Raw genomic sequence first — 25,449 nt, 5'->3', positions numbered from 1 at the left:
ATTAATCATTTAAGAGGTAAAATGAAAGATCTAAAAAATTTAGTCGAAGCACAAAAATACACCGTAGCTGAAGAGCGGGAATTCAACTTTCCGCCGATTTTGGACTATCAGAGTGAGGTGGCGCTTGAAAACGCACTTATCGCGCAGCTGATCGGGCAGGGCTACCAACGCGCCAATTTTAAGAGTGAGTCGGAACTGATTGAAAATTTACGCCAGCAAATCGAGCAACTCAATGATTATCGCTTTTCTGATAGCGACTGGCGCAGATTCTTTGAAAAAGAAATCGCCAACAAATCTCAAGGCATCGTCGAAAAAACCACCACAATTCAAGAAGACCACAAAAAAGCCTTTATTGACGAAACAGGCAAGTATCTCAACATTTACCTCATTGATAAAAACAACATTCATCGCAACAAAGTCCAAGTGATGAATCAATATTCTGCTGAAGGAGCGAGCGTCGTAGGCGAGTCGCGTAAACATCGATATGACGTGACGATCCTTATCAACGGTTTGCCGCTAGTTCATATCGAGCTAAAGCGGCGAGGCGTAAACATCAAAGAAGCATTCAACCAAATTGAGCGTTACCAGCGCGAGAGCTTTTGGAGCGAAAGCGGGCTTTTTGAATTTATTCAAATTTTTGTGATTAGTAACGGTACGACAACCAAATATTACTCCAACACTACACGCGTGGGACATCTGCGCGAGAACGATAGTAAAATCGGCAAAAAGCGAACTTCCAACTCGTTTGAATTTACCAGCTTTTGGGCGTATTCATCCAATAAGCGGATCGAGGAACTTAGAGAGTTTACCGCTACATTTTTGAGCAAGCACACGCTTTTGAACATTTTGACTAAATACTGTATTTTTACAACAGATCGAATGCTGATGGTGATGCGACCGTATCAAATTGCGGCGACCGAAAAAATCCTCGAGAGAATCAATATGTCGCTTGGGCAAAAACTCCAAGGCACCGTGCGAGGCGGAGGATACATTTGGCATACGACTGGATCTGGCAAAACTTTAACCTCTTTCAAAACCGCCAAACTCGCCTCCAAAATCCCAGAAATCGACAAAGTGATGTTTGTCGTCGACCGTCAAGATCTCGACTATCAAACGATGAAAGAATACGACAAGTTTGAAAAAGACTCCGTCGATGGTTCGAAAAATACGCGCGAGCTTGAGCGCAATATTAGAGACTCCTCGAAGCGGATTCTCGTGACAACAATACAAAAACTCTCGAAATTTATCACCCGAAACGACAAAAGTGAAATATACAATCAAAATGTCGTGCTGATTTTTGACGAGTGTCACCGCTCACAATTCGGCGAAATGCACACCGCCATCACCAAAAAATTCAAAAAATATCTGATGTTTGGCTTTACGGGAACGCCGATTTTTGCCGCCAACGCCAACGCTTCGAGCAAAAATCCCAACCTTAAAACCACCGAGCAGGCCTTTGGCGATAAACTTCACACATACACCGTTTTGGATGCGATTCGCGATCAGAATGTTTTGAAATTTAAGGTTGATTTTGTAAATACCGTCCACCAAAAAGATCAAATTCAGGACGAAAAAATCCCCGCAATCGACGCCGAGCGAGCGCTCAATCACCCTGAGCGGATTTCAAAAATCGTCGAATACATTCTTCAAAATTTTGACGCAAAAACACTTCGAAATGACAGCGGAAGCTACACTCTTAAAGAAAAACGCGTCCGAGGCTTCAACTCAATGTTTGCGGTGAGCTCCATCCCTGTTTTGAAAGAATATTACAAAGAATTTCAGCGACAAATGTCGGGGCTGCCGAGCGACAAGCGGCTTAAAATTGCCACTATTTTTAGCTTTGGACAAAATGACGCGGTCGAGGGCGATGTACTGCCAGATGAAAACTTTGAGACAGATGGGCTAAACTTAAGCGATCGGGATTTTTTGGCGACGGCAATTCAGGATTACAACCAGATGTTTGGCACAAATTACGACACTTCGAGCGAAAAATTTCAAAATTATTACCGCGATTTAAGCCAACGAATCAAAAACCGTGAGCTTGATCTGGTGATCGTGGTCAACATGTTCCTAACCGGATTTGATGCAACAACGCTCAACACGCTTTGGGTTGACAAAAATCTACGAATGCATGGACTAATTCAGGCGTTTTCTCGGACGAATCGAATCTTGAACGCAGTTAAAGCTTTTGGCAATATCGTCTGTTTTCGAAATCTCGAAGAAGAAACCAACGAGGCGATTAGCTTGTTTGGCGACGGCGAGCAACGCGGAACGGTGCTTCTTCGACCTTTTGACGATTATTATTTTGGATATAAAGAAGATGATAAAGAAAATCTCGGCTATACGCAAATCGTTGAGCAAATCGAACATAATTTTCCGCTACCGATAAATTCTCAAAATTACGGCGAGGAAGAAAAGCGTGAATTCGTTAAACTCTTTGGCGCATTTTTGCGGCTTAAAAATATTTTGCGGACTTTTGACGATTTTGAAGGACGACAGATTTTGAGTGATGGGCAAATTCAGGACTATCAGAGTTTTTATCTCACGATTCGCGACGAATTCGTCAATCAGAGACCGGAAAAAAGTGACATCGCCAACGATCTCGTCTTTGAGATGGATCTTGTGCGCTCAATCGAAATTAACATCGACTACATTTTGATTCTGATTGAAGAACTTCACAGCAAAAATATTGAAAACAAAGAAATCCTCGCACGGATCGATTCTGCGATTTTGTCCAGTCCAAACTTGAGGAGCAAGAAAGATTTGATCGACAACTTCGTAAATCAGATAAATGCAAGCGACAAAACCGATCAGTTGGCGGGAAAATGGCGTGAATTTGTCTTAAAAAATCGAGAAAAAGAGCTCACTAAAATCATTGAAGAGGAGAAGCTTCAAGATGAAAAAGCACGGAAGTTCGTCAAGCGGGCATTTTCGAATGGCGAAATCAAAGAAACTGGCACCGAAATCATCGACATCTTACCACCAACACCACTCTTTGCTTTAGAAAATCAAGAATCTACCAGTGACAAAAAAGAACGAGTACTAGAGCGACTGCGAGCGTTTTTCGAGAGATTTTTCGGGATTTAATACTATTAAAAATAAAAGGAGTACCAGCATGAAATTAGAAATAAATTTAAAAAACTGTTTTGGAATCGAAAACATGAATCAATCATTTGACTTCAAAGACGACTCCAAGGCTATCGCCATATACGCTAAAAATGGTACGATGAAAACATCTTTCGCTAAAACTTTTGAATATATACAAAAAGGCGAACGCGAAAATATTAAAGATATAATATTTGATGTTTCCGGGGAGGCCGATATATTGGTCGATGAAAACCCTATTGAATCGAGTCAAATATTTGTAATCAAAAGCTTAGTACAGAAATATGAATCCGCAAAGCTAACCCAACTTTTAGTTAGTGACGAGATACGAAATTTAACATCCCAACTATTAGCCAAAAAACAATCCATACTGAAAACGCTATCGGGCTTATCAGGTACTAAAATAGACTCCATAGAACAAAATATACTGTCAGACTTTAGTACAGAAGGAGCAAAACTAACAAGCCTAACAAAAGACTTCAAAAAAATCCCAAAGCACTCGTCACTCAATCTAAAGATTAAATATGCCGATATTTTTGAGCCCCAGTTGGAAAAATTCATAACTGGTGATGATTTCCAGAAGCACATTCGCACCTACATAAAAGCACGCAAAGAGGTGTATCGTGAATTTGAATTCTTAAAAGAGGAAAGCTTCGACCTACTTAAATTCAGAAAATTAGCCGAGCTCCTAGAGTCATCTGACTATTTCCTGCCTAAAAATAAAATCAACCTAAACACACGACAAGAAATAGTGGATACGGATGGCCTACAGGACCTAATAAATGAAATCAACACTAAATTAAAGCTCACCACCCCTTTTAAAAATATAGAAAAAGCTTTGGATAAGTCAGCTAAATCCAGAAATCTTCACGAAATAATAAAAACATATCCAGAAATCATAGAAATGCTGCAAAATGATAATATCAAACAATTCAAGAAAAACATCTGGTCGTCTTATTTTAAAGACATCAAAGATACTATCGAAGAATTTCAAGAAATATCAGATAAAACCCTCAAAGCAATTCAAGAACGCAAAAAAGAAGGTTCGAAATGGGAGGAAGTTTTCGAAAACTTCGAATCTAGATTTAAAGTCCCTTTTAAAATGAAAATCGAGAACATCGATGAGATATTGCTCGGTGAAACTCTCCCTGAAGTAAAATTCCAGTTCGAAAAAGATGGTCGTAGCAATAAATTAGTAACCAGAGACCTGACAGAATCTGTGCTTAATCAGGGCGAAAAACGAGCCCTATATATTCTTAACATCCTCTTCGACATAGAATCAATAAAACCAAAGACTGATGCACCGACACTATTGGTTATTGATGATATAGCAGACTCCTTTGATTATCAAAATAAATACGCAATAGTCGAATATCTAGCCGAACTATGCAAAGAAAAAAATCTATATCTTCTAATACTTTCTCATAATTTTGATTTTTACAGAACTATTACGGGTAGACTAGGTCTAAAGAAGGGGTATAAATTTCACGCAAATTCAATAAATAACACTATCTTACTGGAGGACGGACCATCAAACAACCCTCTAAAAGACTGGACTAAACTCGAAAACGAATATCAGATCATCTCATTAATACCGCTCGTTCGAAACATTTCGGAATTTTTGAGCATACCTAATGACAAATCACCTGCAAATTATTCTTACGAAAAAACAACCGCAATATTACACACAAAAAACAATTCCAGCACCATAAAATTAGCCGACCTAAAAGACATTTTTGAACCTTGCATTAAAATTAAAAATAACAATGCATTAAAGACTTTCCCAAACCCAGAGCAAAGCGTAAGAGAATATATATTCAATGCTGCAGATAAAATTACCCAATCGGGAAACCTCACAAGTCTAGAGCATAAGATAACTCTAGCTATTGCGAGCAGATTGAAAGCTGAAGAATACATGATAAACACTCTACCCGAGGAGAACGAAAAAATATTCGAAAAAATAGATAAACCCAATCAGTTCCGAATACTATTCAATGTGTTCAAGTTAAATTTTTTAAATTCAGAACATATAAAAACTCTATCCAGAGTGAATCTCATAACACCAGAACACATTCATCTAAATTCATTCATGTATGAACCTATGATAGATACGGATATCGGCGATTTAATTGATATATATAAGAGCGTTTCCGATTTGCAGCAAAAAATGATATAATACGGTAATGAAACTCGAAGATTACACCTACAACATACCAGAAGACCTCATCGCGGCACACCCACCACAAGTGCGAGGCGCTTCGAGGTTGCTCGCCCTTAACCGCCATACGGGCGAGATCCGCGATAGTTTTTATCGCAATGTGGCGGAGTTTTTCAAAAAGGGAGATCTTTTAATCTTGAACGACACCCGCGTCATCAAGGCTCGGCTTTTTGTTGAGAAGGAGAGCGGGGCAGAGCGAGAGTTGGTCGTCTTGGAGCGCCACGCTGGCGACAATGATTGGCATTCACACAAGGTGATGTACCGCGGCAAAATTAAGGCGGGCGATATTTTGACGGTGAAAAATTCAAGCGAAAAAATCCGCGTCCGCGAAGTCCTTGGCGACGGCCTCGCCATCGTTGAGAGCGACACTGATCTGCGAGATTTGTGCGAGCAACACGGCACTGTGCCTTTACCACCATATATGCGGCGAGACGCGACCGCGCTGGACATCGAGCGCTACCAGACTGTTTTTGCGGACGAAAAAGGCTCTGTCGCGGCGCCGACCGCCAGCCTTAATATGACGGAAGAAATTTTGAAAAGCCTAAAAGAAAAGGGCGTCTCGATCTGCTATCTCACTCTCCATGTGGGCTTGGGGACTTTTATGCCGATCCGCGTTGACGATCTCGAAAAGCACAAAATGCATCAAGAATATTTCGAAATTCCGCTCAAAACAGTTGAGAAAATCCGAGAAACAAAGGCAAACGGCGGGCGAGTTTTTGCGCTCGGCACAACCGTTGCGCGCACGCTGGAATACGCACATAATGCAATCTTCGAAAAGAGTTTGGATGGAAATTCTGGTGCCAATTCTTCGATAGAAATTTCAAAAATATCAAAAAACGAAAATGGCAATCTCCGGGGCGAGGCGGATATTTTCATCTATCCCGGCTATGACTTTAAGACAATCGACGGACTGATGACCAATTTTCACGCACCAAAATCGACCGTTTTAATGCTGGCAAGCGCCTTTGCTGGCTGGGAGAATCTTTCTAAAGCCTACGCCCACGCCACCGAAAAAGAATACAAATTTTTGAGCTACGGCGACTCGATGATAATTTTCTAAAATCCGCTTTTGTGATACAATATAAGCATGAACAAACTTCATCATGAAAGCGCAAAGATCCTTTTAGATGGCGGAGGCATTAACGCCGTCTCCAAGCTAATCATTACCCCCCTGCGTGGACCACGGAATAGCCTTTGACTATTACGGAGACCTCTATAAAAAATATACACCGCTAGGCAAGCTTATACACGAAATAAAATATGAGCCCCTAAGTCAAGCTCAATATAATCACAAATTACAAACTATCTTTAATAGCATAGAGAATAAATTGCTTTCTTTCAAATTCTTAAAAAATGAAGAAGACCTTATTGTGTGCCCTATGGCTCCAACACATAGAGCCAAGATGAGACAACCAGTCTTTGATCTCGCCAAAATGATAGCAGAAGCATTAAATAGGCCATATGAGCAAGATTTGATAATCAAAAATATCAACAAAAAGGCAAAAAATATGCCCATTAATGAATTCTTCAAAGAAAGTGATTTTATAATCAATCCGCCACACTATAAAACATCAATTCTTATAATAGATGACACCTATGGCCAAGGCAAAACACTTAAAGCCGTCTCAGAACTACTCAGAAAGCATCAAAACATAGAAAAAATATATTTTATTAGTATGGTTAAGAATTTAGGAAAAGGACTATTAGGCAGATGAAAAAATATTTTATTTCAGGGTCAAGAAGCATAAAAACTTTACCCAGTCAAATTACAGATATTCTCAATAAAATAGTGGATGAAAATGGCTCAATTTTAGTTAGCGACGCAAAAGGCGTCGATTTAAGCATCCAAAAATTCTTCCTAGAAAAATCATATCCTAAAAATAAAATCTCCATATATACTTCTGAGCAGGGTGGAGCAAGGCATAACGAAGGCTATTCGCTAGGTTGGCCTACCGTAAAAATAACGCCACCATCTCACGAAAAGGACAAATTCAAAATACAAAGATATAAAGACACTCAAATGGCAGAAGATTGCACGGAAGCCATCATGCTGTGGGAGCCCACTTATATGATGACTCGCTTCAAAAAACAAGCTTTAAGCAAGGGCACATTATACAACGCAATAGAAGTTCTTAAAAGGCAAAAGAAAGTTACGATTTTCTTCTCACCTAATGAAAAATTATATAATTTTAGCGATTTAAAGGCTTTTGAGGTCTTCTTAAAAGATGTAGTCAAAAACGAGAGAGCTCTAAAAATTCTCACAGAAGAAGTATCGAATCTTCCTCAACAAAGCCTCTTCTAGCGTTTGCGGGATTCTCAAATCTATGCTAAAATAAATTATATGAAAAAGCCCCAAACTCTTAAAAATATCGAAAATCGCCGAGCGCGGTTCGATTATGATTTGGGTGAAGAAATCGTAGCAGGAATGAGCCTGCGTGGTGTTGAGGTGCGAGCTGTGCGCGACGGTCGCGTTAGTCTCAAGGGCGCTTTTATTACTCTGCGAGCAGGCAAAAAGGGCATGGAACTCTGGCTCAACAACGCTAGTTTTTCACTCAAAAATCAGGGCGAAGGAATCTCCAAATCAGACTCTATTGACACAACGCCTAAAAAATTGCTTGCTACGCGCAAACAAATCGACAATTTGGCCATTTCTAAAAAGGATGGCTTTACGATCGTTCCACTCAAAATTCTAGCAGGCGGTCGCTTTATCAAGATCGTCATATCTGTTGGTAAGGGCAAAAAGCAATACGACAAACGAGAAACTCTCAAGCGTAAGCAGGCCGCAAGAGAGAGCGCACGAATGATCAAGAGGTTTTAGTATGAAAATATTTTCATGGAATGTCAATGGTTTGCGGTCGGTTGAAAAAAAGGGCGCACTTCGAGAATTTTTCGAAAAAGAAAATCCAGATATCGTGTGTTTTCAAGAGATTAAGATTCAAGCCAACCAGATTTCAAAAGAAAACTTCGCCGAGAATTATGCGGATTTTGAGCAATTTTGGAGTTTTGCTGAGCGCAAAGGCTATTCCGGTACCGCAATCTGGAGCAAAATCAAGCCTTTGAGAGTGCTTCATAATTTCCCTGAGGAATTTCTGAAAGATGATCTTCTCCGCGACAATTACGGCGACGCCACCGGGGAAGGGCGGATCTGCGCGGCGGAATTCGAGCAGTTCTGGCTGGTTACGGTTTATACTCCCAACGCCAAAAATAAGTTAGAACGAATGGATTTGCGACAAAAATGGGACGCAGAATTTTTGAAATTTGCGACCAAATTGGAGCAAGGAGTGCTTTCGAATAGTGATTTTTCATCAGAGAATGTCGAGATTTTGGCGGAAAATTTGAGTGAGGATTTCGATAAAAAGCCTGTGATTTTTTGCGGAGATCTCAATGTGGCCCACCAAGAAATCGACCTCGCTAGGCCCAAGCAGAATCGACGTAGCGCCGGCTTTACAGATGAAGAACGAGCGGGGATCTCCAATATTTTGAATACGAATTTTGTTGATACTTTTCGAAATTTTTATCCTGAAAGGGCGGAATTTTATACCTGGTGGAGCAATTTTGGCAAAGCGCGCGAGCGAAATGTCGGCTGGCGGATTGATTATTTTGTGGCGAGCGCTCAATTTTTCAAAAATCAAAAAGGGAAAAATCTCCAGATAATTGACGCTGGAATTCACGACGATATTTTTGGCAGCGACCACTGCCCAGTTTCAATCGAGGTAAAAAATGTTTGATTTCTGGAAGGTCCAATCTGATAAATTGCTTTTTCCAGAGATTGCGTGGGCGCGACCAGAGCAAAAATCTCGCGCAGGAAAAATTTTAATTGTGGGAGGCGGGAGTGGATCATTTCGAAGCCTCGCATTGGCATACGACACAGCGCAAAAAACAGGCGCGGGCGAAGTCAAAATCTTGGCGCCCGATTCGCTTAATAAATTTTTGAAAATCGATGAATTAACAGATGTAGTTTTTGCCAAAAGCAACCATTCTGGCGGGTTTTCAGCGGAAGCGTGGGATGACTTTCGTGCGGCCGAGGCTTGGGCGGACGCAATTTTATTCATTGGTGACACCAATAAGAATTCAGAAACCGCCGTCTTGTTTGAAAAATTCATCCTTTTTACAGATAAGCCCATAACAATTACGCGCGACGCGGTCGATATTTTAATCAATTCTTCGCACGAAATCTTACAAAAGCCCAATCTTACGATTATTGCGAGTTTTGCACAACTTCAGAAGATTTTTTCGAGCGTTTTTTACCCAAAAGTGCTGACATTTTCACTCCAACTGGCCAATTTTGTGGAGATTATACATAAATTTACACTAACTTACCCCTGTTTAGTGGCGGTTTTTCACGCAGAAAATCTGATTTTTGCTCAAAACGGCGAGGTGGTTTCGAGTCCCGCGTCGAGCAAAATCGCCAAATTCTCGCCGCTCTCACTCTGGTCTGGACAAACACCAACAGAGGTCGCAGTATGGCAAATGTGGAGCGCTTCAAAAAAACTCGAAGCCAGCATCACCGCTGTCGGGCGAGATTTATAGACCATATTCGCGCTCTATTGACATTTTTATTTAATTATGTTAAAATATGGCCAAGTACTTTAGAAAGAGGTGGCGATATGCCAGATTTAATTTTGCGAAAACCTGTTCTCGAGGATGGCGAGCAGGTATGTGTGTTGGTCAAAGAGATGACAGAAATTGACGCCGAAAATTGTGGAGGCTTTCCGCTAAAATACACCGCAATGGAGAATTTTGACGATTGGATGAATGCGATTGAAGAATGCCGAAGAAGAACTTTCGACGATCATCAGAAATTCGAAATATTTTTCAGCTTCAGGGGTGAAGAGCTCGTTGGATTTATCATAATCTTTACCGAGCCACGCAAGATCTGCCCATTCTTCGACTTTGGCGTCGTCAATTATTATATTCGACCAAAATTTCGAAGAAAAGGCCTTGGCGCAGAACAGCTAAAATTAGCCTTGAGGATAATGCCAGATCTCGGATTCTCTGATTTTTTGATCATGACGAAAGAAGATAACTGTGCTAGCAGAAGCCTCCTCGAAAATTGCGGAGGAAAATTCAAGAACAAAACCGTAAAAGATTTGGTTTTGTATAAGTTTTCCGTATAACTTAAACCTCCTATATGGAGGTTTTATTGCGAAAATTTAAGTTAATATCGAAAAGTGGAAGAGCAGTTTAACGACTTGCTCGGGTCGTGAGGCTTAAGCCTTAACTTTCGAGAACTTCTTGAGAAGTTTGAAAGCCAAACCAACACCAAGAGTGAAGCCGAGAAGGGCAATGATAATTGGCATATTTGAACCAATAACGCCAGTCAAGCCTTCAATCAACTTAGTTGCGGTGTCGCTTGGGAAAATTGATTGAGCAGATGAACCAAAAGTTTCCAACATAAATCTTTAATCCTTTTTGTTAGTTTAGTAATTTTTGTTCGCTTTTTGTTTGCGTTTGTTTGGGAAGATTTCGACCGTGCTACATAGTGCTATCTTCCTCGTTTAGCCAGTTTTTATTTTCAGACGCAAGAATCAAAAGTTTCATATTTGATTTTTTAGAAAGATTGAAAGCGATAGTCTGAATTTCGCCATCAAGTTTAAGACCAAGTTCAAGAACCGAGTATTGAACAACCTGATTCGTTTCTGGATTCGTAAATTCTTTATCTGCGATTGTAGCAGTGTGAATTTTAGGCATTACGTTGATAGGGTGGTTTTTCATTATTAAATTCCTTTCGAATTGTTATTATTTTTTATTACAATTCGATATTAGCATATGTGAAAAAGAAAAACAAGATATGTCGCACAATATATCTTTTGCGACATATATTGATTTTATAAATCTTATATGCTAATATCTAACCATAAAACAACTAAATATAATTATAAGGAGATTTCAATGAAAAATCTAACAAACGACAACATTATATCAACACTTGCTCGACTTTCAGTTCGAACTGGAACTTCGCAAAAAACTAACACTGAATTTCACATTTTAACTTTACATTTCAAAAATGGTCTTAAAATTGACTATTTCGTAGATAAAAAAGATGTCTTCGGTCTTGCTCACGCAATCAAACACACAAACAAAGAAAAAATTGACTTGGAGGAAGAATTTGATATGTAAAGGTCGGCCTATTCTTCCCCAATCGCAAAAACAAACAAAAAGCGAACAAAAAAATTATTAACTTAACAAAAAGGATTAAATAGTTATGTCAGCAATTACTATTCCAGAAGGTCTCGCCACTCAACTTGTTTCGGCGATCACAACCAACTTCACCGCCGGTTTGACTTTCGTTGCTCCAATCTTGGTAACCGTTGTAGGTATCAACATTGTCCGAAAGGTCATCAACCGCGGAAAGAGCGGTCGCGTTTAACCGCACGGTGGGGCGTTCCACCGCCCCACCCTTTTCAATATCAACTCAACAAAAAGGATTAAATTATGGTTCAAAATGTCACATCATCAGAAGTTATTTCAACCCTGCTCGATCTATTCAGTAAAGGTTTTATTTTCCTGCTTCCAATCATTGGAGTTTTGGCAGGCGTTCACCTTTTCTTCTCAATGCTTATGAACATTCTTTTTAGAGATAGGTTGTAGATATGAACGATGTTTATTATTTTACGCCACTTCACAATAAATTCGTTAAGTTCGATGACATAACTTGGCTCGCTATAATTCTTATAACCATTATTTCCTTTTATATAATTTCAAAATTTAACGCAAGGTCAAAGAGGTAAAGATGTGGAAATTCAGCAAATCTTCGGCAACATTTTCGGTATTATTTTCATTCTTGCTTGTACTGTTCTCATCTTCGACTTCATTCGCTCACGAGGTCGGAAGTTTTAAGGGTCTTTCAGAAAAAGAAAGACAATCTTTCGCCCGTGCTTTTATCCAAAGCGAAGACCACAACCCAACAGTTCATTATTTGATTTATAACACAAAAGAGTATTCACAGAGAAACACTCTCAATGTTTACGCTTATTCTTGCGACTATCTTGATTACGAAAGCTACAATCCAGAAACCGGAAAATATCCAATCAAATCTCAACCAGATTGTGGCTCTTACCTGTCCTACAACAAACATACTGGAAGATATACAATTAAAATAAAGGCTCGATATTATACTCAATCAACCTATAATAAAGAACGCGGTTTTTTGGAGGGTAACGGCTCTTTTTACGCAAACCAACCCTCTGCCCCATCTTACGAAGCAGAGATAACCTCAACAGACGACCCTGATTATTTTGTTATCTATTCAGACACCAACAACAAGCTTAACCAATTCAATATAAAGCCAGCAACTTCCGTACCAGACAGCTCAAACAATAGCGGAAATTCAAGCAACAATCAAGATGCCGGATTTTTTGGTGGTATACTTCAAGGCATTAAAGATTTCTTCGCCCCTATGTTTGACAGTATGTCGGTTTTTGCTTCTTGGACGGGTTCATTTTTCGAAAATCTTAAAAATGGTATATCATCAATTTTTTCTGGGCTTTTCGAAGGTGTAGCTAAAATTGTTGATTTTATAGTCAACTTTTTCATCGAACTCGGTAAGTTCATAATTGATATAGTAAAGAAAATATTTATACCAGAACAAGCAGAACTTCAAGCAAAATTTAATTCAATGTCAAATCAAGCTAAAAATTCACTCGGTGAATTGACTCGATATATTGAATTTAATTTCTTTACTGGCGTCAGTGCTCAATCTTCCTGTCGCTATGATTCACAATTCGCAATTTCAAGCTCTTCTTGGGATAGCTTTAAGCAGATTTTGAAATTTGATGCTTGTAGTGTTCCTGAACCTCTTATATTCCTCGCTCGCAATCTTCTATGGTTCGCTTTTGGATTTTGGGCGATAAATCGTATTCTTCAAGTAATTCCTATTCTTTTTGGTTCTTATTATGTCTGGGAGCGATGGGCTCATAAGGAGGATAAATAATGATAATTCTTTGGATTTTAGATTTAGTCAATTTCATGCTTTCAATTACAATTTTTCCTGTATTTTCAACATTTTCAGGTATTTTATCTGGTGGGTTTAACCTACTCGCCTCTTTCGGTTGGATTATTTCAATTATTCAGCCCGCTATTCGCTTCTTTTCATACATTCTTGGATCAAATGAGGCGATGTCGTTTATACTTACACTTTCGTTCGTCTTAATGCCTGTTGAAATTCTGGCTTCTCTTGCTTGGTGGATTTTAGGAAAGCTTCCATTTATAAATATTCAGAAAAAATAAGGAGAAAAATGTCATACCTCAATCAACTCAAAAAAGAATTTCGCTTTCATCTTGATAGCTATAAAGCAAACCGCTTGATGGCGAAAGATAAAGAACTATTCAAAGAAACAGGTCTTTTTATGTATTGTGGATTTCAAGGTTCAGGAAAAACATTGTCAGCCGTCAAGCATGTTCACAATCTTATACTAAAATATCCCAAAGCGATTTTAGTAACCAACCTTGAAATTAAACCACCACCAGACCTTAAAAACAAAATCATAACCTTTTCAGAGTTCGAAGAACTTCACAAACTTCTCGTTTCGGTCAATAACGATAAATTCGGCGTGATTTACTTAATTGATGAAATTCACACATACTTCAACGCTCTCGAAAGCAAGAACATTCCGCTCTATATCTTCACGGAAATTTCACAGCAACGCAAGCAAAGAAAATGTATTATAGGGACTTCTCAATTGTTCTTGCGTATGGCAAAGCCCTTCCGTGAACAATCAGACTACCTGATTATGTGTAACACGATCTCTAACATTTTTACAATCAACAAAGTATACAACGCCAAAAAACTCACAACCGATTATTCTGGCGAACTGGTGGGCAAACCTGTTAAATATGGCTGGTTCTTTCATTCCGAACGCTTACGCAATATGTACGACACACTTCAAAAAGTCGTTTCCGGTCAAGCACAGTTCGAAGAACATAACGCCATACAGATAGATAAGAAAGCAATTAAAAAAGGAAAGATTTTGTCGCGATAGGCGACCGCCCCGCGACAAAATCACCCCAAACCCACGAAAGGAAAATATGTTCACAATACAACTACAACGAATTTATAAATATTCATATATAATTACTCGCAATCGTCGCGAAATCGCCCGATTTAATACCAAAAAAGAGGCAAAAGACGCCCTCTTTCAAATCTTCAATGATTATAGAATTATGGCCAAAGATAACCAATTTTTCGACTTCGCCCCTGCTCTTCTAACGGGTGGAAACTCAATGGTAGTTTACTCATCATCAAAGCGAACTCTCACTAATAATAAAGGTGATGAATTCAGAGATTACTTCCATATCTCTCGCATCAATAATTATTAAAAAGTGGTCGGGTTCCGCCACGCGGAACCCCCTTGTCATAGACCACACTTAACTGACAAAAGGAGTAAATTAAATGAACGATTTAAGAAAGCAATCATCTAACATAACTGAACGCATTCTTAATAAAACCGGAAAAAAATATAAAACAATTTATAATTATGCTAAAATTTACCCTAACTTCATTAAAATAATTCGCTACAAACGCCCACTCGTTGTTCAAAACTTCGGTGTAGAAAATCAAGGTATCGCCAATGAAGAAAACTCTAGCGAAATTGACACTCTTCAAAAATCGATCAATCGCACAAAAACTAAAATATCAGATTATGTGCTATCAAATAACTTTTCCCACTTCGCGACTTTCACTTTCGACGCCAAAAACCCAAAAATCAAAACCGAACAAAACCGCCACAACTTCGCAAAAATGTCCGCCCTGCTTCAACAATGGCTCAACACCGAACAAGTAAATCATCAGCGAACTCACGGCTCAAAATTCAAATACCTCATCGTTCCAGAACGCCACAAAAACGGAGCGTGGCATTTTCACGCCTTACTCGAAAATTATCTCAACCCCACAGACAACTTCCATTCACGCAAAAACCCTTATGCTACAATTTCAGAAATCAAAAACCCAAAACCAAACACAAAAAGAAAATTCATCAATCGATACAATCTCGGTCGATCTGAAATCGCCCCAATTCGTGACACCTCAAAAATGGCAAGTTATATTAAAAAATATATCACCAAAGAACTAATAACAGAACCGAACGCCAAGCGTTACTGGTCTTCACGCAATCTCAACAAGCCCGAACTTTTTCCAAACATCGTTTCAGAACGCTCACCTATACCACAAGAATTCAAAACTCGTGACTACGATTATCACGAAATCTTCGAAATCCCTCAAAACGCTCCGTTTTTCTCCTTTTTACTCACAATCAAAAAAATTCACATTTCAGATGAATTCTTTCGAATTCGCACAAATCCCGACTACTTCGCAAATCGAGCACGCCGTGGGGCTAACTCTTAAAAGCCCAAACGAGCGTGCGGTCGATTTACAATTTTCTAAAAATAAACCCCAAACATAAACACAATTGAAAAACAAACCCTAAAATGCTAAAATAATAACATGAACGAAAGAATTATCGAACCACTTAACAGCAACATTGAAGCGGAAAAGCAAGCACCTTTTGCTAACCCACAAGCCCAACAACTTGCCAAAATCGCCAACACCCCAAATACTGGATTTTTGGAAAAAGAAAAATCTTCAAATCACGCAGAATATGTAAAGCTTAAAATTCTATTTTTCTTTTTCAGATTTGCTATGTACCAGCTCATTTTTTCTTTCTTTATTTTGTCGATTTTTATTGTAGGTATCCCCCTGCTCATTGTCACCCTTTCATTTTATCGTGATATTAAAAAGCACTATAAAATCGCAATTTCGCAATTATAAAATAACCGTGTTGTAAATTTTACAACACATTTTTTTGCCTTAAAATATGTTATAATATACACTGCCCTTATCTGTTATGCTTATGTTATTATAACATATTTTTGCCTTTTGTAAATATATCTTTTACGACATAAACATATATTCTAATCCATGATTAAGTATTCATAACAGATTATTTTTAAATAATTAATATACGGTAGAACTTCATTTTTATATGTCGCACAAATTATATTGTAAATTTACGATCGAAATTTCAGATGTATTTTTGGACATATCTGTATTTATAAATCTCCAGCCTTATTCCAGCAACAACGATAGCCCTAATAAGGGAATATCAAGATCTATATGATAATTGGCAAACATTCCCTAAAGGAGTATAAGCCCTTTTCATTGCTCTTTACTGTAAGAACAAAAAGCGAACAAAGAGCAGACTGTAATACTCTCTACTTGTAATACGCCTTGCCCTCAACACGCAAGTCGAGGTATTGCGGCGTTTGACCGTGAGCAGAGAAATAGTTAATCGAACGCTTAAGGTTTGCAATTTGCCCTTCTGCCGACTCAACACTAGAAAATCTTACCGGATAAGATAGCCCCTCAAAAGAGACTTCAACTTGACGCAAAGTGTTGGCAGGTATTTTTATGCTAGAAATTTTTAAGCCTGCACCCCCAGCAAATGAAATCAGTCTACCAATAAATCGCATAAATCCGCTACTCGCCACTGCAACTCCGCCACCGGCATTTTGAATACCCTCATCGGTAATTTTCAAGGCGGGCTCTTCCGCAAAATTGTTCTCAAAAGCAACGCCATTTTCATCAACGAATAGTTTTTTACCGCCAATCCCCCAAACTGCCACGGCTTGTCGCATTTTTAACTCGAATTTATAGCGACCAAAACTCTGGAATTTTATATCCGAAATGTCCAAGATCTCAGAAAAATCTCTCTGAACAGACACAAGCAAGTCTTGCTTCTTAAGTTGAGAAATCACCCTTTCGAAAGGCTGCCTTTGATAATATTTTTCTATCGATTGGGCGTATTTTTTATCCAGACTCCGCCCTTTACTATCTACAACCGATATATCGGCTACCAATTGCCATAAAAGCACCAAAATAAAAATTGAAGCCCCCAACAGCCAAAAGAAAAATCCACCAATCTTACGACGACGCAAAATCAACTTGCGATTCTCTGCTCGAGCGAGAGGTTTTTCTGGGCGAGAAAGAGTTTTCCCACGCGAAAATTCAGCCGCCCCACCCTGCGACTCCAAAATCTGCGCCCTTCTCTCTCGCCGCGAAAGCGGTCTTTCTTCGCCCTGTTTCATCTTAAATATTATACCACAAGCGTTTTATTTTTACGAATTTTGCGCGCAGAAATCACAATCTCCGCTACATCTTTGGCCGAATCAGGCTTGGCGAATCGAGCAAAATTCTCTGAAAGTTCAAGCATTTTCTCATTATCAGACAAAACTTCAAGGATTTTCTTTGAAAGAATTTGCGGAGAATCTTCAATCTCGTCATCAGAAATAATTTCAACTGCCCCACTTTTAGCATAAACTTGGGCGTTTTTAACTTGATGGCCGCCCGTTAGGCGAGCGTTAGGTACAAGAATCGTAGGCTTGGCAAGTGCAGCAAGTTCAAGATTAGAAGTTGCGCCAGCACGAGCCACCACCAAATCAGCGGCAGCCAGAAACTTCCACATATCCTTAGCCACGAAGTCCTTTAGGATAAAATCTTGCGATAAACTTCTAGTTTTTGGAAGTAGATCCTGATACTGTCCAACACCAGAAATCAACATAACTTGCGCTTCTCGGGTTAAAACAGCGCCTTGATCGACGATAGCATTATTTATTCTCGCAGCACCCAAGCCTCCGCCCGTAACCACAACCAACTTTTTATTTTGATCAAAGCCTAATTCTTGCTTGAATTTTGCACACTCTTCTTCCGTATACTTCTTGAACTCTGGTAAAACCGGAATACCAACATATTGCGAAATCTCAGGCGGATAGTTATAAAATTCTAAAGGAGCACCTGTTGCAATTTTTTTAGCAAATTTAGATAAGATCCTATTAGCCAGACCAGCATGAGCGTCAGAATCGTGGATTACAATCGGTATTCGCAAAATCCAAGCTGCAATCCCAGCCGGAACGCAGACAAATCCGCCTTTACAAAAAACCACATCAGGTCTGCTCAAAATCAACTTTAAAATTGCCTGAACTAGGCCAAATAAATTCTTAAAAATATCAAAAAAATTACCAAAAACAATCCCAGGTATCATCAAGTGCTGGAGCAATGTTAAATGAGTATACCTTCGAAATTTACCGCTAGAGATTTTAGAAATTTTAACACTCTCGCCAAATTCTCCGCGCATAATTTTAGATGCCTGAGGATAGAATTTTTTATCGCACCAAAACTCTAATTTTACATGTGGGTTCTTTTTCAAAATTTCCTTAAAAACTGCCACGACGGGAATCACGTGACCGCCTGACCCGCCGCCGACTGCCAAGATTTTCATCTTCTGCCTCCTTATAAATCTTTTTCGAAAATGTGGTGTAGCCAGATGCATTAAACGCAAGGCCTAAAATACTCGAAATCACAACAATACTAGTACCACCGTAAGAAATCAGTGGGATAGTTATACCGGTCAACGGAATAATACCGATAATCGCAGCAATATTCATTAAAGTGTGAACCGCAAACCATCCCGCTATGCCAGCGGACAGGATTCTGGTGGCAGGATTTTCCATAAAATTAGAAATTCGAAGTATCCTGTATATCAATCCAAGATAAATTGCCAGCACCGCCAAAAGACCGACAAATCCAACAATCTCACCCATGGCAGCAAAAATCGAGTCGTTAATCATTTCTGGTAAGTATCCAGCCGTTGAGACACTGCGACCAATACCAAGCCCAAGCAGTCCACCAGAGCCAGCCGCAATTTTAGCACGACAGATTTGATACTCTTCACGCTTTTCACTACTTTCCAGATTGGAGCAGTCTTCTTGTTTACTGAAGGTTGAAATTCGCTCTAAGCGGTGAGGCGCCATCACAATAAATCCAACAACGCCAATTAAAGCAAGCACTCCAAAAATTGAAATATTACGCTTATTTATACCTGCCACAAAGAACTGAAAAGCCACAATCGCCAACGCTGACATTGCCGTACCAAGATCCTTTTGGGGCGGAAACGCAATCAGAGCCACCATCACTGCAACCAAAAATACGCTAGGCAGAATTGATTCCTTCCAGTTATTGACACGCTTTTCTTTAATTTTTATACCTAAAAATACTGATAGCGCAATCAGAACACCAAATTTAATAAGTTCCGCAGGCTGGATACTAATCCCGGCTTCAAGCCAACGACAAGCACCCTTCTCGCACTTAGCAAGCGGAATATTCTGCTTGGAAATTATCTCCATAAATCCAAGCCCAAACAAAATTAAACAAGCCGCAATACCAACCGCCAAAAATTTACCCGAATGTTTATAGAAAAATCCAAGCGAAGTCCGAGCAAAAAACCCAAAGGCAAGAATCCCAACCCCATACATCAAAATCTGACGGTTAAAAAAGTGATACTCGCCAAATTCATGACCATAAGATTGATTCTGAAACTTAGCCCACTGCGGACTGAGAGAATACATCAAAACAAGCCCAATAATCATCAAAAGCCCAGCAAGAAGTGGAATCATATAATCTGGACGGTGTTTACGAACATTCTGAAAACCATCAATGTTGAGGCGCTTAGAATTTTCTTTTCGAAGTTCTTCACGTAATTTTTCAAAAGGCTGAACCACGAGATTACGCCAAAATATCAAAGCCAAAACGCCAAGTCCCCGCAAAAATCCATTTTTCCTAAAATTATCTTGAAAAATCTGAATTGCCGCAAAGATAACGCCGTGCTTTTTCATATCCGTTTCAAAACCAGCCAAGAGACGAAGCGCCTCAGATTCAACTCCACTAGAATTCTTCAATCCCAGCGAACCACTTCGACAATAGTCGCGGCGATTTCGTTCCATTATTTGCCAAACCTACTTTCCGCCAAGGCCAAAACAATACCGATAAACGCCAATGCTGCCGCCAAAACCCAAAATCGCATCGTAATCTTGGTCTCTTCCCAGCCCTTTGCCTCGAGATGATGATGAAATGGCGCCGCAATGAAAACTTTTTTGCCATTTCTGAGTTTTTTCGAAAGAATCTGAATTGCCGAAGAAGCACCTTCAATCACAAAAATCGCACCAATCACAGGAAGAAGTAGAAGCGAATTAGTCAACATCGCTACCACACCAAGCGTCGTACCCCAAGCAAAACTCCCCACGTCACCCATAAAGAACCTTGCAGGAAAAACATTAAACCAGATATACGCCAGCAAAGCACCCGTAGCAGTAAAGCAAAAAACCGCTAAATTATATTGACCCTGAATCATCGCAATCACACCAAAGGCAGAAAAAGAAGCCATCAAAAGTCCGCCAGCCAGACCATCCAATCCATCAGAAATATTAACCGCATTAGATGTTGCTACCACGGCAAATGCGAATAGCGGAATCATTAGCCACTTTATATCAATATTGCCCATAAACGGAATATGAAGCGATGTGAAGCCCAACTTGGAATGAAAAAACCATCCCAAAATCACGCCAACACCAATAATCATCACAAATTTTATCGGCGCACGAAGCCCCGCATTCTTACGATCCGCGCCCCAAACATTGAGAATGTCGTCAATCAAACCAATACCAGCACCACCCACAAGTCCAGCCAAAGGAAGCCAAGTTTGACCCCTATCAAGATTAAAAATAAACGTCAAAATTATCACCGCCACAACACCAATGATGCCTGCCATCGTCGGGATATTGCGTGCGATTTTTTTGGCGTGAAGTTTTGACACAACTTTTAATTTTTCACCTGTAACAGAAGCCGTTTTTTGCTTTTTCCAGAATTTATATTTATACGCAAAATATGTGTAAACTGGCGTCAAAAGCATCGCCAAAACAAATCCACTGAGTGAAAATATTGCTGAAGTTATGAGTGCGTGAGTGATTCTTTCCATGATTAATTATCCTTTCGGGTTGATTTTTAAGTAGTGAAGCATCCAGTTGGAAATTTCTGTAAAAATTGGTTGTGCGTCAGCGTGACCTTGGAGATTTTGGCCTTCGCCCCACACTGCTACCATTATAACAAATTTTGCCTGAGAATTTCCACCAAATCCTAAATAACTTCCGATTGTCTGATTCTGTGCGTATTTTCCGTTAATTAATGTTTCGGAAGTTCCTGTTTTGCCACCCACTCTATATTCTGGTAGATCTGCTCCATGAGCGCTCCTTCTGGCATTGATTAAGATATCTTTAATTTGCTCGCTTGATCCCTTCGAAATCACATCTTTACTTCGAATTTCTGCCTCTTTTTTGATGAACTCATCATCTTTAATCTCACCCGCAATAACACTTGATTTATAAAGCGTCCCACCATTAACAAGTGCAGAAAATCCTGTAGCCGCCTGAATCATCGTAGTATCCATACCCTGCCCAAAGGTCATATTGGAGTATCGAACAGCGTTTCCTTCTACTTTATCAGGTGAAATAATCGTTCCGGCGTTTTCAACAATTTCAATACCTGTTTTTTTCCCTAAGCCAAATTTATTATGGAAATAATCATAAATCTTATCCCTTGACGCACGAGTAATCCGCCCGCCGCCCATTCTATTAGCAATCTCAACCATACCAGTGTTAAGCGAATAATTCATTGCGGTCTGAAAAGTAATACTTCCAGTATAACCCTTAACTGCGTTGGAGATCGTACGGTCTTCAACCTGAACTTTATCCACATTGTAATATCTGGCTTCAGCACTCGCAACGCCTTCATTGAGCCCCATCGCCATCGTAAAAGACTTGATGACAGAACCGTTCTCATATGGCATAGTTAAGGTGTTATTATTAAATAATTTAGCGTCCTTAACTTTAGAAAATTCCGCTGGATGATAAGTTGGAAAATTAGCCATCGCCATAACTTTGCCGTTTTCTGGATTCATAACAATAACGGAGCCATTTTTAATTCCCTTTTCTTCCATTTGCTTTTTGAGAATTTTTTCCGACTGAGATTGAACATTTCTATCGATTGATAGCACTAAGTTTTTGCCATTTTGAGCAGGAACGCTCACGTCTTCTTTTCTTATTCCGAGCCGACCGCCGTAAACATCAGTGGTGGTTTTCAACATTCCATTTTTTCCAGAGAGTTCTTGATTGAAAATCTCTTCAATGCCGTATTTTCCGCCTTCAAAATTAACAAATCCCAAGACTTGCGCCGCCAAATTACCCTCAGGATAAACTCGCCTACTCTCCGGCACTACACCAACTCCGTAAAATGCTCGCTTTTTTACGGCTTCAGCCTGCTGACGATTGAGGTTTTTGGCGATAACTTTGTAGCGGCTTTGTTTTTCTTCAAAAAGATTCTCGAAGTTATCTATCAGATTGCCGCCAGCGATTTTTTTCATTTCTGAAATAATTTCTGGCCGTTTTTTGTCATCGATAATTTGCGGGTCGATAAACAAAGAATATACGGTCTCATTCATTACAAATTTAATTGGGTTTTTGCCATCCATAACATAAATAACCCCACGCTCTGCCGGTAGATTAAACTGTCGCATCTGCGATTCGTTGGCGAGCGTGCGATATTTTTTACCATCAATAATTTGCAAGAAAAAAAGTCGGACGACTATGATGACAAACGCGCTCAAAATGAGCATTGTCAAAATATCCGTTCGACTTTTTTTAGATGAATTCATATCTTAAATTATACCACACTTTTTCAAAAAACATAAACTTTATTCGGCATAATTGACCGAGGCAGGCTTAACCATTTTTTGAGCAACTTGGCTATTTTCAATAGAATTCAAAGAGGTGAGTCGCGCATTTTCAACTTCGAGGTCAGACTTAATCCGCTCACTCTCAGCGATTCTTTCATCAATCTCTTGAATTTCCGCACCGTAAACATTGGGCTTGTTCATATTTTGAAGATACATCAAACCAAGCGAAGCAAAAACTCCAACAATCAACAAAATACTCATCACCGGCCCAAGTTTAACGCTCGGCTGAAATCCTGCTATGTTGCTGTTGCGTCCATAATTCCGCGCGGGCGCTGACCCTTGTCGGCGACGACTAGTGTAAACTGTATTTCTGTTTTGGTACATTTTTCTTTTGGTTAGGTTGATATTTTGGCTGGGCAGACTACTTATTCTTCATCCACCCAGATCTTCTTTTTATTTTCGAATTATGACGAAAAATTCTTCTCTTGTCGAAAACTCAGCGGCCAGTATAATTTTTCCGCGCCTAAAAATCGAAAGAAAATCACTTCCGTCAAAAAATCTCGAAGCCACAAAGGCTCAAAATTATCGAATTCGAACTTTTACGCCCGCTTTTCGTCCAGCGTAATTCACTTTGATTGATTTTGGCATTTCGCCTCCTTCTTTTTGTTTTTATTTCTTAATGCTTACACGAAGTTTCGCGCTCCGTGCTCGCGGATTGTGAGCGTCTTCAATGCTACCATCAAGTGGTTTTTTGGTAAGAATTTGAAAACTCGCCTCCAAGCCCTTTTTGACATCTTGAGCAAAATATTGCTTAACAAGTTTATCTTCAAGGCTATGGAAAGTGATAATTCCAACCCTGCCGCCTGTGTTGAGTAATTTTGGTAAAAGCTTCAGAGTTTCTTCAACTTGCCAAAGTTCCTCATTCACGGCAATTCTAACCGCCTGAAAGGTGCGTGTCGCTGGATGCGTTTTCTGCCATCCACCCTTATGAACACTTAAAATCAAATCAGCCAACTGCTTAGTGGTTGTGAGCGGAGTTTTTTTGCGAGTTTTGATAATCTCATCGACAATTCGCTCGGCAAAACCGCGCTTTTCTTCGCCAAATTCCAGCAAAATTCTCATCAATTCTTTTTTCGAATATGAATTTATGATTTTCGAAGCCGTTTTTTCTTGGCTCGGATTCATTCTCATATCGAGCGGGCCGTCTTTTTGGAACGAAAATCCCCTTTCCGCAATATCAAGTTGCGGAGAAGAAACGCCCAAGTCGGCCAGAATTAAATCAAATTTTCTACCCTGCTTTATCAGATGACGCGCAGCAGATAGAAAATCCATATGGAGAATTTCGACGCCATTTTCTTTAAATCTCGAAAGGGTCAAAATCGCATTTTCATCTCTATCCACCAGAACGGAATTTTCGAAATTACCCGTAATACGCAAAAACTCGCCAGCATGCCCGCCATAACCCGCGGTCAAATCGAGATAAGATTCGCCCTTCTTGGGACGCATTTCTCGCAAACTGGCTTCTAATAAAACTGGTATGTGAACTGATTCTTTCATTGTAATTTCCTTAAAGTCTAATAACTGATGGCTAAACTTTTTGTTTTTGTAAGTTTTTGTTTTTGATTTTACATTATAAGTTCGGTATTTGCTCGGCGTATAGCCAACCATATTTACCGTTTGAGAGACTTATATATGAGGTGGAGTTTTATTTTGGGAGGTTTTTTAGAATGTACTCCAGCATTTATTTTATACTGGTTACTGGATTTTGTCCAGTTGTTTAACCACCAGATATTCGACTTTAAGTTTAACTACAATTTTTTAATGTGCTCTTTTTATTTTTAGCAGTGGTTTTTGTTTCAGTCGCTTTCTGCTTGTTCCACTGAACTTATTTTACCGCTTATTTTTATTTTACGCAAGACCTATTTTTGACTTTTTGTAAAATTTGTGTTGAGCAAATTATAGTTTTTCCACAAAAACTGTGGAAAAGCAAGCCCTATAACAGATTGGGCTTGCTTTTCAAAGTTGTTGAAAATTTGTGGATTTTAGCGCTGAAGAAGCGCTTGAATAAGTGCAGTATCGTATTTAGTTGTGATATTTAAGATCAGCCAAGTTAAAAATACGACCATATTTACTGCTACCGACAAGATGATTACTGAACTTCTGAAATCTTGAGTCATCTGGTCAACTACCACTTCTCCGCTCTCTGCAACAGAAATTCCATTCTTAAGAAGAAGTGATTTTGCCTTAGAGATTTCTAATTCTTTTTTTGAAATCTTCTCAGTTTTAGTTTGTGATTTTTTCATTTTATTCCTTTTTTGTTTTATTTGATTTATTTAATCTTAATTGTTTTGTATGTTTTTATATTATCACAAAATAACGCTTATGTCAATAGTTTTTATAAAATATTTTACAAAAACCCGCCAGCCCTTTTGTTCGCTTGACAAAAAAATAAAATATTTTTGAATATTACTTGAGTTCTTCTGTGTTTTATGGTAAAATAACTTTATATCTTGTTATAGAAAAGAGGTCGAACCTTATGAAAATCAAAAGAACCCTTCATTTAGCGACAGG

Annotated in this window: 27 protein-coding genes; 17 read left to right on the top strand and 10 right to left on the bottom strand. The window is 39.2% G+C overall.

Annotated elements, in window-relative coordinates; translation table 11 throughout:
* Positions 1 to 21 precede the first annotated feature (21 nt).
* The 9 genes from Q4A21_01110 to Q4A21_01070 all read left to right on the top strand — a co-directional run bounded on the left by Q4A21_01110 (position 22) and on the right by Q4A21_01070 (position 10,440).
* Positions 22 to 3,087: a type I restriction endonuclease subunit R gene (locus Q4A21_01110; GenBank protein MDO4902140.1), complete on the top strand. Its 3,066-nt coding sequence runs from the start codon at positions 22 to 24 to the stop codon at positions 3,085 to 3,087.
* 28 nt (positions 3,088 to 3,115) lie between these two features.
* Positions 3,116 to 5,281 carry a hypothetical protein gene (locus Q4A21_01105; GenBank protein ID MDO4902139.1) on the top strand — a complete coding sequence of 722 codons (2,166 nt, stop codon included), beginning with the start codon at positions 3,116 to 3,118 and terminating at the stop codon, positions 5,279 to 5,281.
* A gap of 7 nt (positions 5,282 to 5,288) precedes the next feature.
* Complete coding sequence (gene queA / locus Q4A21_01100; protein MDO4902138.1) at positions 5,289 to 6,383, top strand: tRNA preQ1(34) S-adenosylmethionine ribosyltransferase-isomerase QueA; 1,095 nt, start codon at positions 5,289 to 5,291, stop codon at positions 6,381 to 6,383.
* A gap of 343 nt (positions 6,384 to 6,726) precedes the next feature.
* A complete protein-coding gene (locus tag Q4A21_01095; GenBank protein MDO4902137.1) occupies positions 6,727 to 7,038 on the top strand; it encodes a hypothetical protein in 312 nt (103 codons plus the stop codon).
* A complete protein-coding gene (locus Q4A21_01090) occupies positions 7,035 to 7,625 on the top strand; it encodes a hypothetical protein (GenBank protein ID MDO4902136.1) in 591 nt (196 codons plus the stop codon). The genes Q4A21_01095 and Q4A21_01090 overlap by 4 nt, the downstream gene beginning before the upstream one ends.
* A gap of 39 nt (positions 7,626 to 7,664) precedes the next feature.
* Positions 7,665 to 8,141, top strand: a complete 477-nt coding sequence (gene smpB / locus Q4A21_01085) for an SsrA-binding protein (GenBank protein ID MDO4902135.1) — start codon at positions 7,665 to 7,667, stop codon at positions 8,139 to 8,141.
* A 1-nt stretch (position 8,142) separates the two neighbouring features.
* Positions 8,143 to 9,051 carry an exodeoxyribonuclease III gene (locus Q4A21_01080; protein MDO4902134.1) on the top strand — a complete coding sequence of 303 codons (909 nt, stop codon included), beginning with the start codon at positions 8,143 to 8,145 and terminating at the stop codon, positions 9,049 to 9,051.
* Positions 9,044 to 9,853 (top strand): hypothetical protein, encoded by an 810-nt coding sequence (locus tag Q4A21_01075; protein ID MDO4902133.1) that lies wholly within the window; start codon positions 9,044 to 9,046, stop codon positions 9,851 to 9,853. Before Q4A21_01080 ends, Q4A21_01075 begins: the two co-directional genes overlap by 8 nt.
* A 77-nt stretch (positions 9,854 to 9,930) precedes the next feature.
* Positions 9,931 to 10,440, top strand: coding sequence for a GNAT family N-acetyltransferase (locus tag Q4A21_01070; protein MDO4902132.1), 510 nt, complete (start codon positions 9,931 to 9,933; stop codon positions 10,438 to 10,440).
* A 93-nt stretch (positions 10,441 to 10,533) separates the two neighbouring features.
* Here the strand turns inward: Q4A21_01070 and Q4A21_01065 are convergent, their stop codons facing one another.
* Complete coding sequence (locus Q4A21_01065) at positions 10,534 to 10,719, bottom strand: hypothetical protein (GenBank protein MDO4902131.1); 186 nt, start codon at positions 10,717 to 10,719, stop codon at positions 10,534 to 10,536.
* A 79-nt stretch (positions 10,720 to 10,798) separates the two neighbouring features.
* A complete protein-coding gene (locus tag Q4A21_01060; protein MDO4902130.1) occupies positions 10,799 to 11,038 on the bottom strand; it encodes a hypothetical protein in 240 nt (79 codons plus the stop codon).
* Positions 11,039 to 11,215: 177 nt separating this feature from the next.
* Between Q4A21_01060 and Q4A21_01055 the strand changes: the two genes are divergently transcribed.
* From Q4A21_01055 to Q4A21_01020, 8 genes are all read left to right on the top strand, one after another.
* Positions 11,216 to 11,443, top strand: a complete 228-nt coding sequence (locus Q4A21_01055; protein ID MDO4902129.1) for a hypothetical protein — start codon at positions 11,216 to 11,218, stop codon at positions 11,441 to 11,443.
* Between the two features lie 85 nt (positions 11,444 to 11,528).
* Entirely contained in the window at positions 11,529 to 11,693 is a 165-nt protein-coding gene (locus Q4A21_01050) for a hypothetical protein (protein ID MDO4902128.1), read from the top strand.
* 363 nt (positions 11,694 to 12,056) lie between these two features.
* Positions 12,057 to 13,256, top strand: a complete 1,200-nt coding sequence (locus Q4A21_01045) for a hypothetical protein (protein MDO4902127.1) — start codon at positions 12,057 to 12,059, stop codon at positions 13,254 to 13,256.
* Positions 13,256 to 13,552 carry a hypothetical protein gene (locus Q4A21_01040; GenBank protein ID MDO4902126.1) on the top strand — a complete coding sequence of 99 codons (297 nt, stop codon included), beginning with the start codon at positions 13,256 to 13,258 and terminating at the stop codon, positions 13,550 to 13,552. Before Q4A21_01045 ends, Q4A21_01040 begins: the two co-directional genes overlap by 1 nt.
* A gap of 8 nt (positions 13,553 to 13,560) precedes the next feature.
* Positions 13,561 to 14,304, top strand: a complete 744-nt coding sequence (locus Q4A21_01035) for an ATP-binding protein (protein MDO4902125.1) — start codon at positions 13,561 to 13,563, stop codon at positions 14,302 to 14,304.
* Positions 14,305 to 14,350: 46 nt separating this feature from the next.
* Positions 14,351 to 14,641 (top strand): hypothetical protein, encoded by a 291-nt coding sequence (locus tag Q4A21_01030; GenBank protein MDO4902124.1) that lies wholly within the window; start codon positions 14,351 to 14,353, stop codon positions 14,639 to 14,641.
* A 73-nt stretch (positions 14,642 to 14,714) separates the two neighbouring features.
* Positions 14,715 to 15,665 carry a hypothetical protein gene (locus Q4A21_01025; GenBank protein ID MDO4902123.1) on the top strand — a complete coding sequence of 317 codons (951 nt, stop codon included), beginning with the start codon at positions 14,715 to 14,717 and terminating at the stop codon, positions 15,663 to 15,665.
* A 99-nt stretch (positions 15,666 to 15,764) separates the two neighbouring features.
* Positions 15,765 to 16,088, top strand: a complete 324-nt coding sequence (locus Q4A21_01020) for a hypothetical protein (protein ID MDO4902122.1) — start codon at positions 15,765 to 15,767, stop codon at positions 16,086 to 16,088.
* A 443-nt stretch (positions 16,089 to 16,531) separates the two neighbouring features.
* Here Q4A21_01020 and Q4A21_01015 read toward each other — a convergent pair whose 3' ends face one another.
* The 8 genes from Q4A21_01015 to Q4A21_00980 form a co-directional block, all read right to left on the bottom strand.
* Entirely contained in the window at positions 16,532 to 17,404 is an 873-nt protein-coding gene (locus Q4A21_01015) for a hypothetical protein (protein MDO4902121.1), read from the bottom strand.
* A gap of 8 nt (positions 17,405 to 17,412) precedes the next feature.
* Positions 17,413 to 18,594: a UDP-N-acetylglucosamine--N-acetylmuramyl-(pentapeptide) pyrophosphoryl-undecaprenol N-acetylglucosamine transferase gene (locus Q4A21_01010; protein ID MDO4902120.1), complete on the bottom strand. Its 1,182-nt coding sequence runs from the start codon at positions 18,592 to 18,594 to the stop codon at positions 17,413 to 17,415.
* Positions 18,530 to 20,095 (bottom strand): FtsW/RodA/SpoVE family cell cycle protein, encoded by a 1,566-nt coding sequence (locus Q4A21_01005; protein ID MDO4902119.1) that lies wholly within the window; start codon positions 20,093 to 20,095, stop codon positions 18,530 to 18,532. The genes Q4A21_01010 and Q4A21_01005 overlap by 65 nt, the downstream gene beginning before the upstream one ends.
* A complete protein-coding gene (gene mraY, locus Q4A21_01000) occupies positions 20,095 to 21,126 on the bottom strand; it encodes a phospho-N-acetylmuramoyl-pentapeptide-transferase (GenBank protein ID MDO4902118.1) in 1,032 nt (343 codons plus the stop codon). Before mraY ends, Q4A21_01005 begins: the two co-directional genes overlap by 1 nt.
* 6 nt (positions 21,127 to 21,132) lie before the next feature.
* A complete protein-coding gene (locus tag Q4A21_00995) occupies positions 21,133 to 22,857 on the bottom strand; it encodes a penicillin-binding protein 2 (GenBank protein MDO4902117.1) in 1,725 nt (574 codons plus the stop codon).
* Between the two features lie 39 nt (positions 22,858 to 22,896).
* Positions 22,897 to 23,262: a hypothetical protein gene (locus tag Q4A21_00990; GenBank protein ID MDO4902116.1), complete on the bottom strand. Its 366-nt coding sequence runs from the start codon at positions 23,260 to 23,262 to the stop codon at positions 22,897 to 22,899.
* Positions 23,263 to 23,547: 285 nt separating this feature from the next.
* Entirely contained in the window at positions 23,548 to 24,435 is an 888-nt protein-coding gene (gene rsmH, locus Q4A21_00985; GenBank protein ID MDO4902115.1) for a 16S rRNA (cytosine(1402)-N(4))-methyltransferase RsmH, read from the bottom strand.
* 485 nt (positions 24,436 to 24,920) lie between these two features.
* Positions 24,921 to 25,181 (bottom strand): hypothetical protein, encoded by a 261-nt coding sequence (locus Q4A21_00980; GenBank protein MDO4902114.1) that lies wholly within the window; start codon positions 25,179 to 25,181, stop codon positions 24,921 to 24,923.
* Positions 25,182 to 25,449 lie beyond the last annotated feature (268 nt).

The sequence above is a fragment of the bacterium genome (assembly GCA_030530825.1).
In the GTDB taxonomy this organism is placed as follows: domain Bacteria; phylum Patescibacteriota; class Saccharimonadia; order Saccharimonadales; family Saccharimonadaceae; genus Nanogingivalis.
This window is presented reverse-complemented; position numbering and strand designations above follow the sequence as displayed.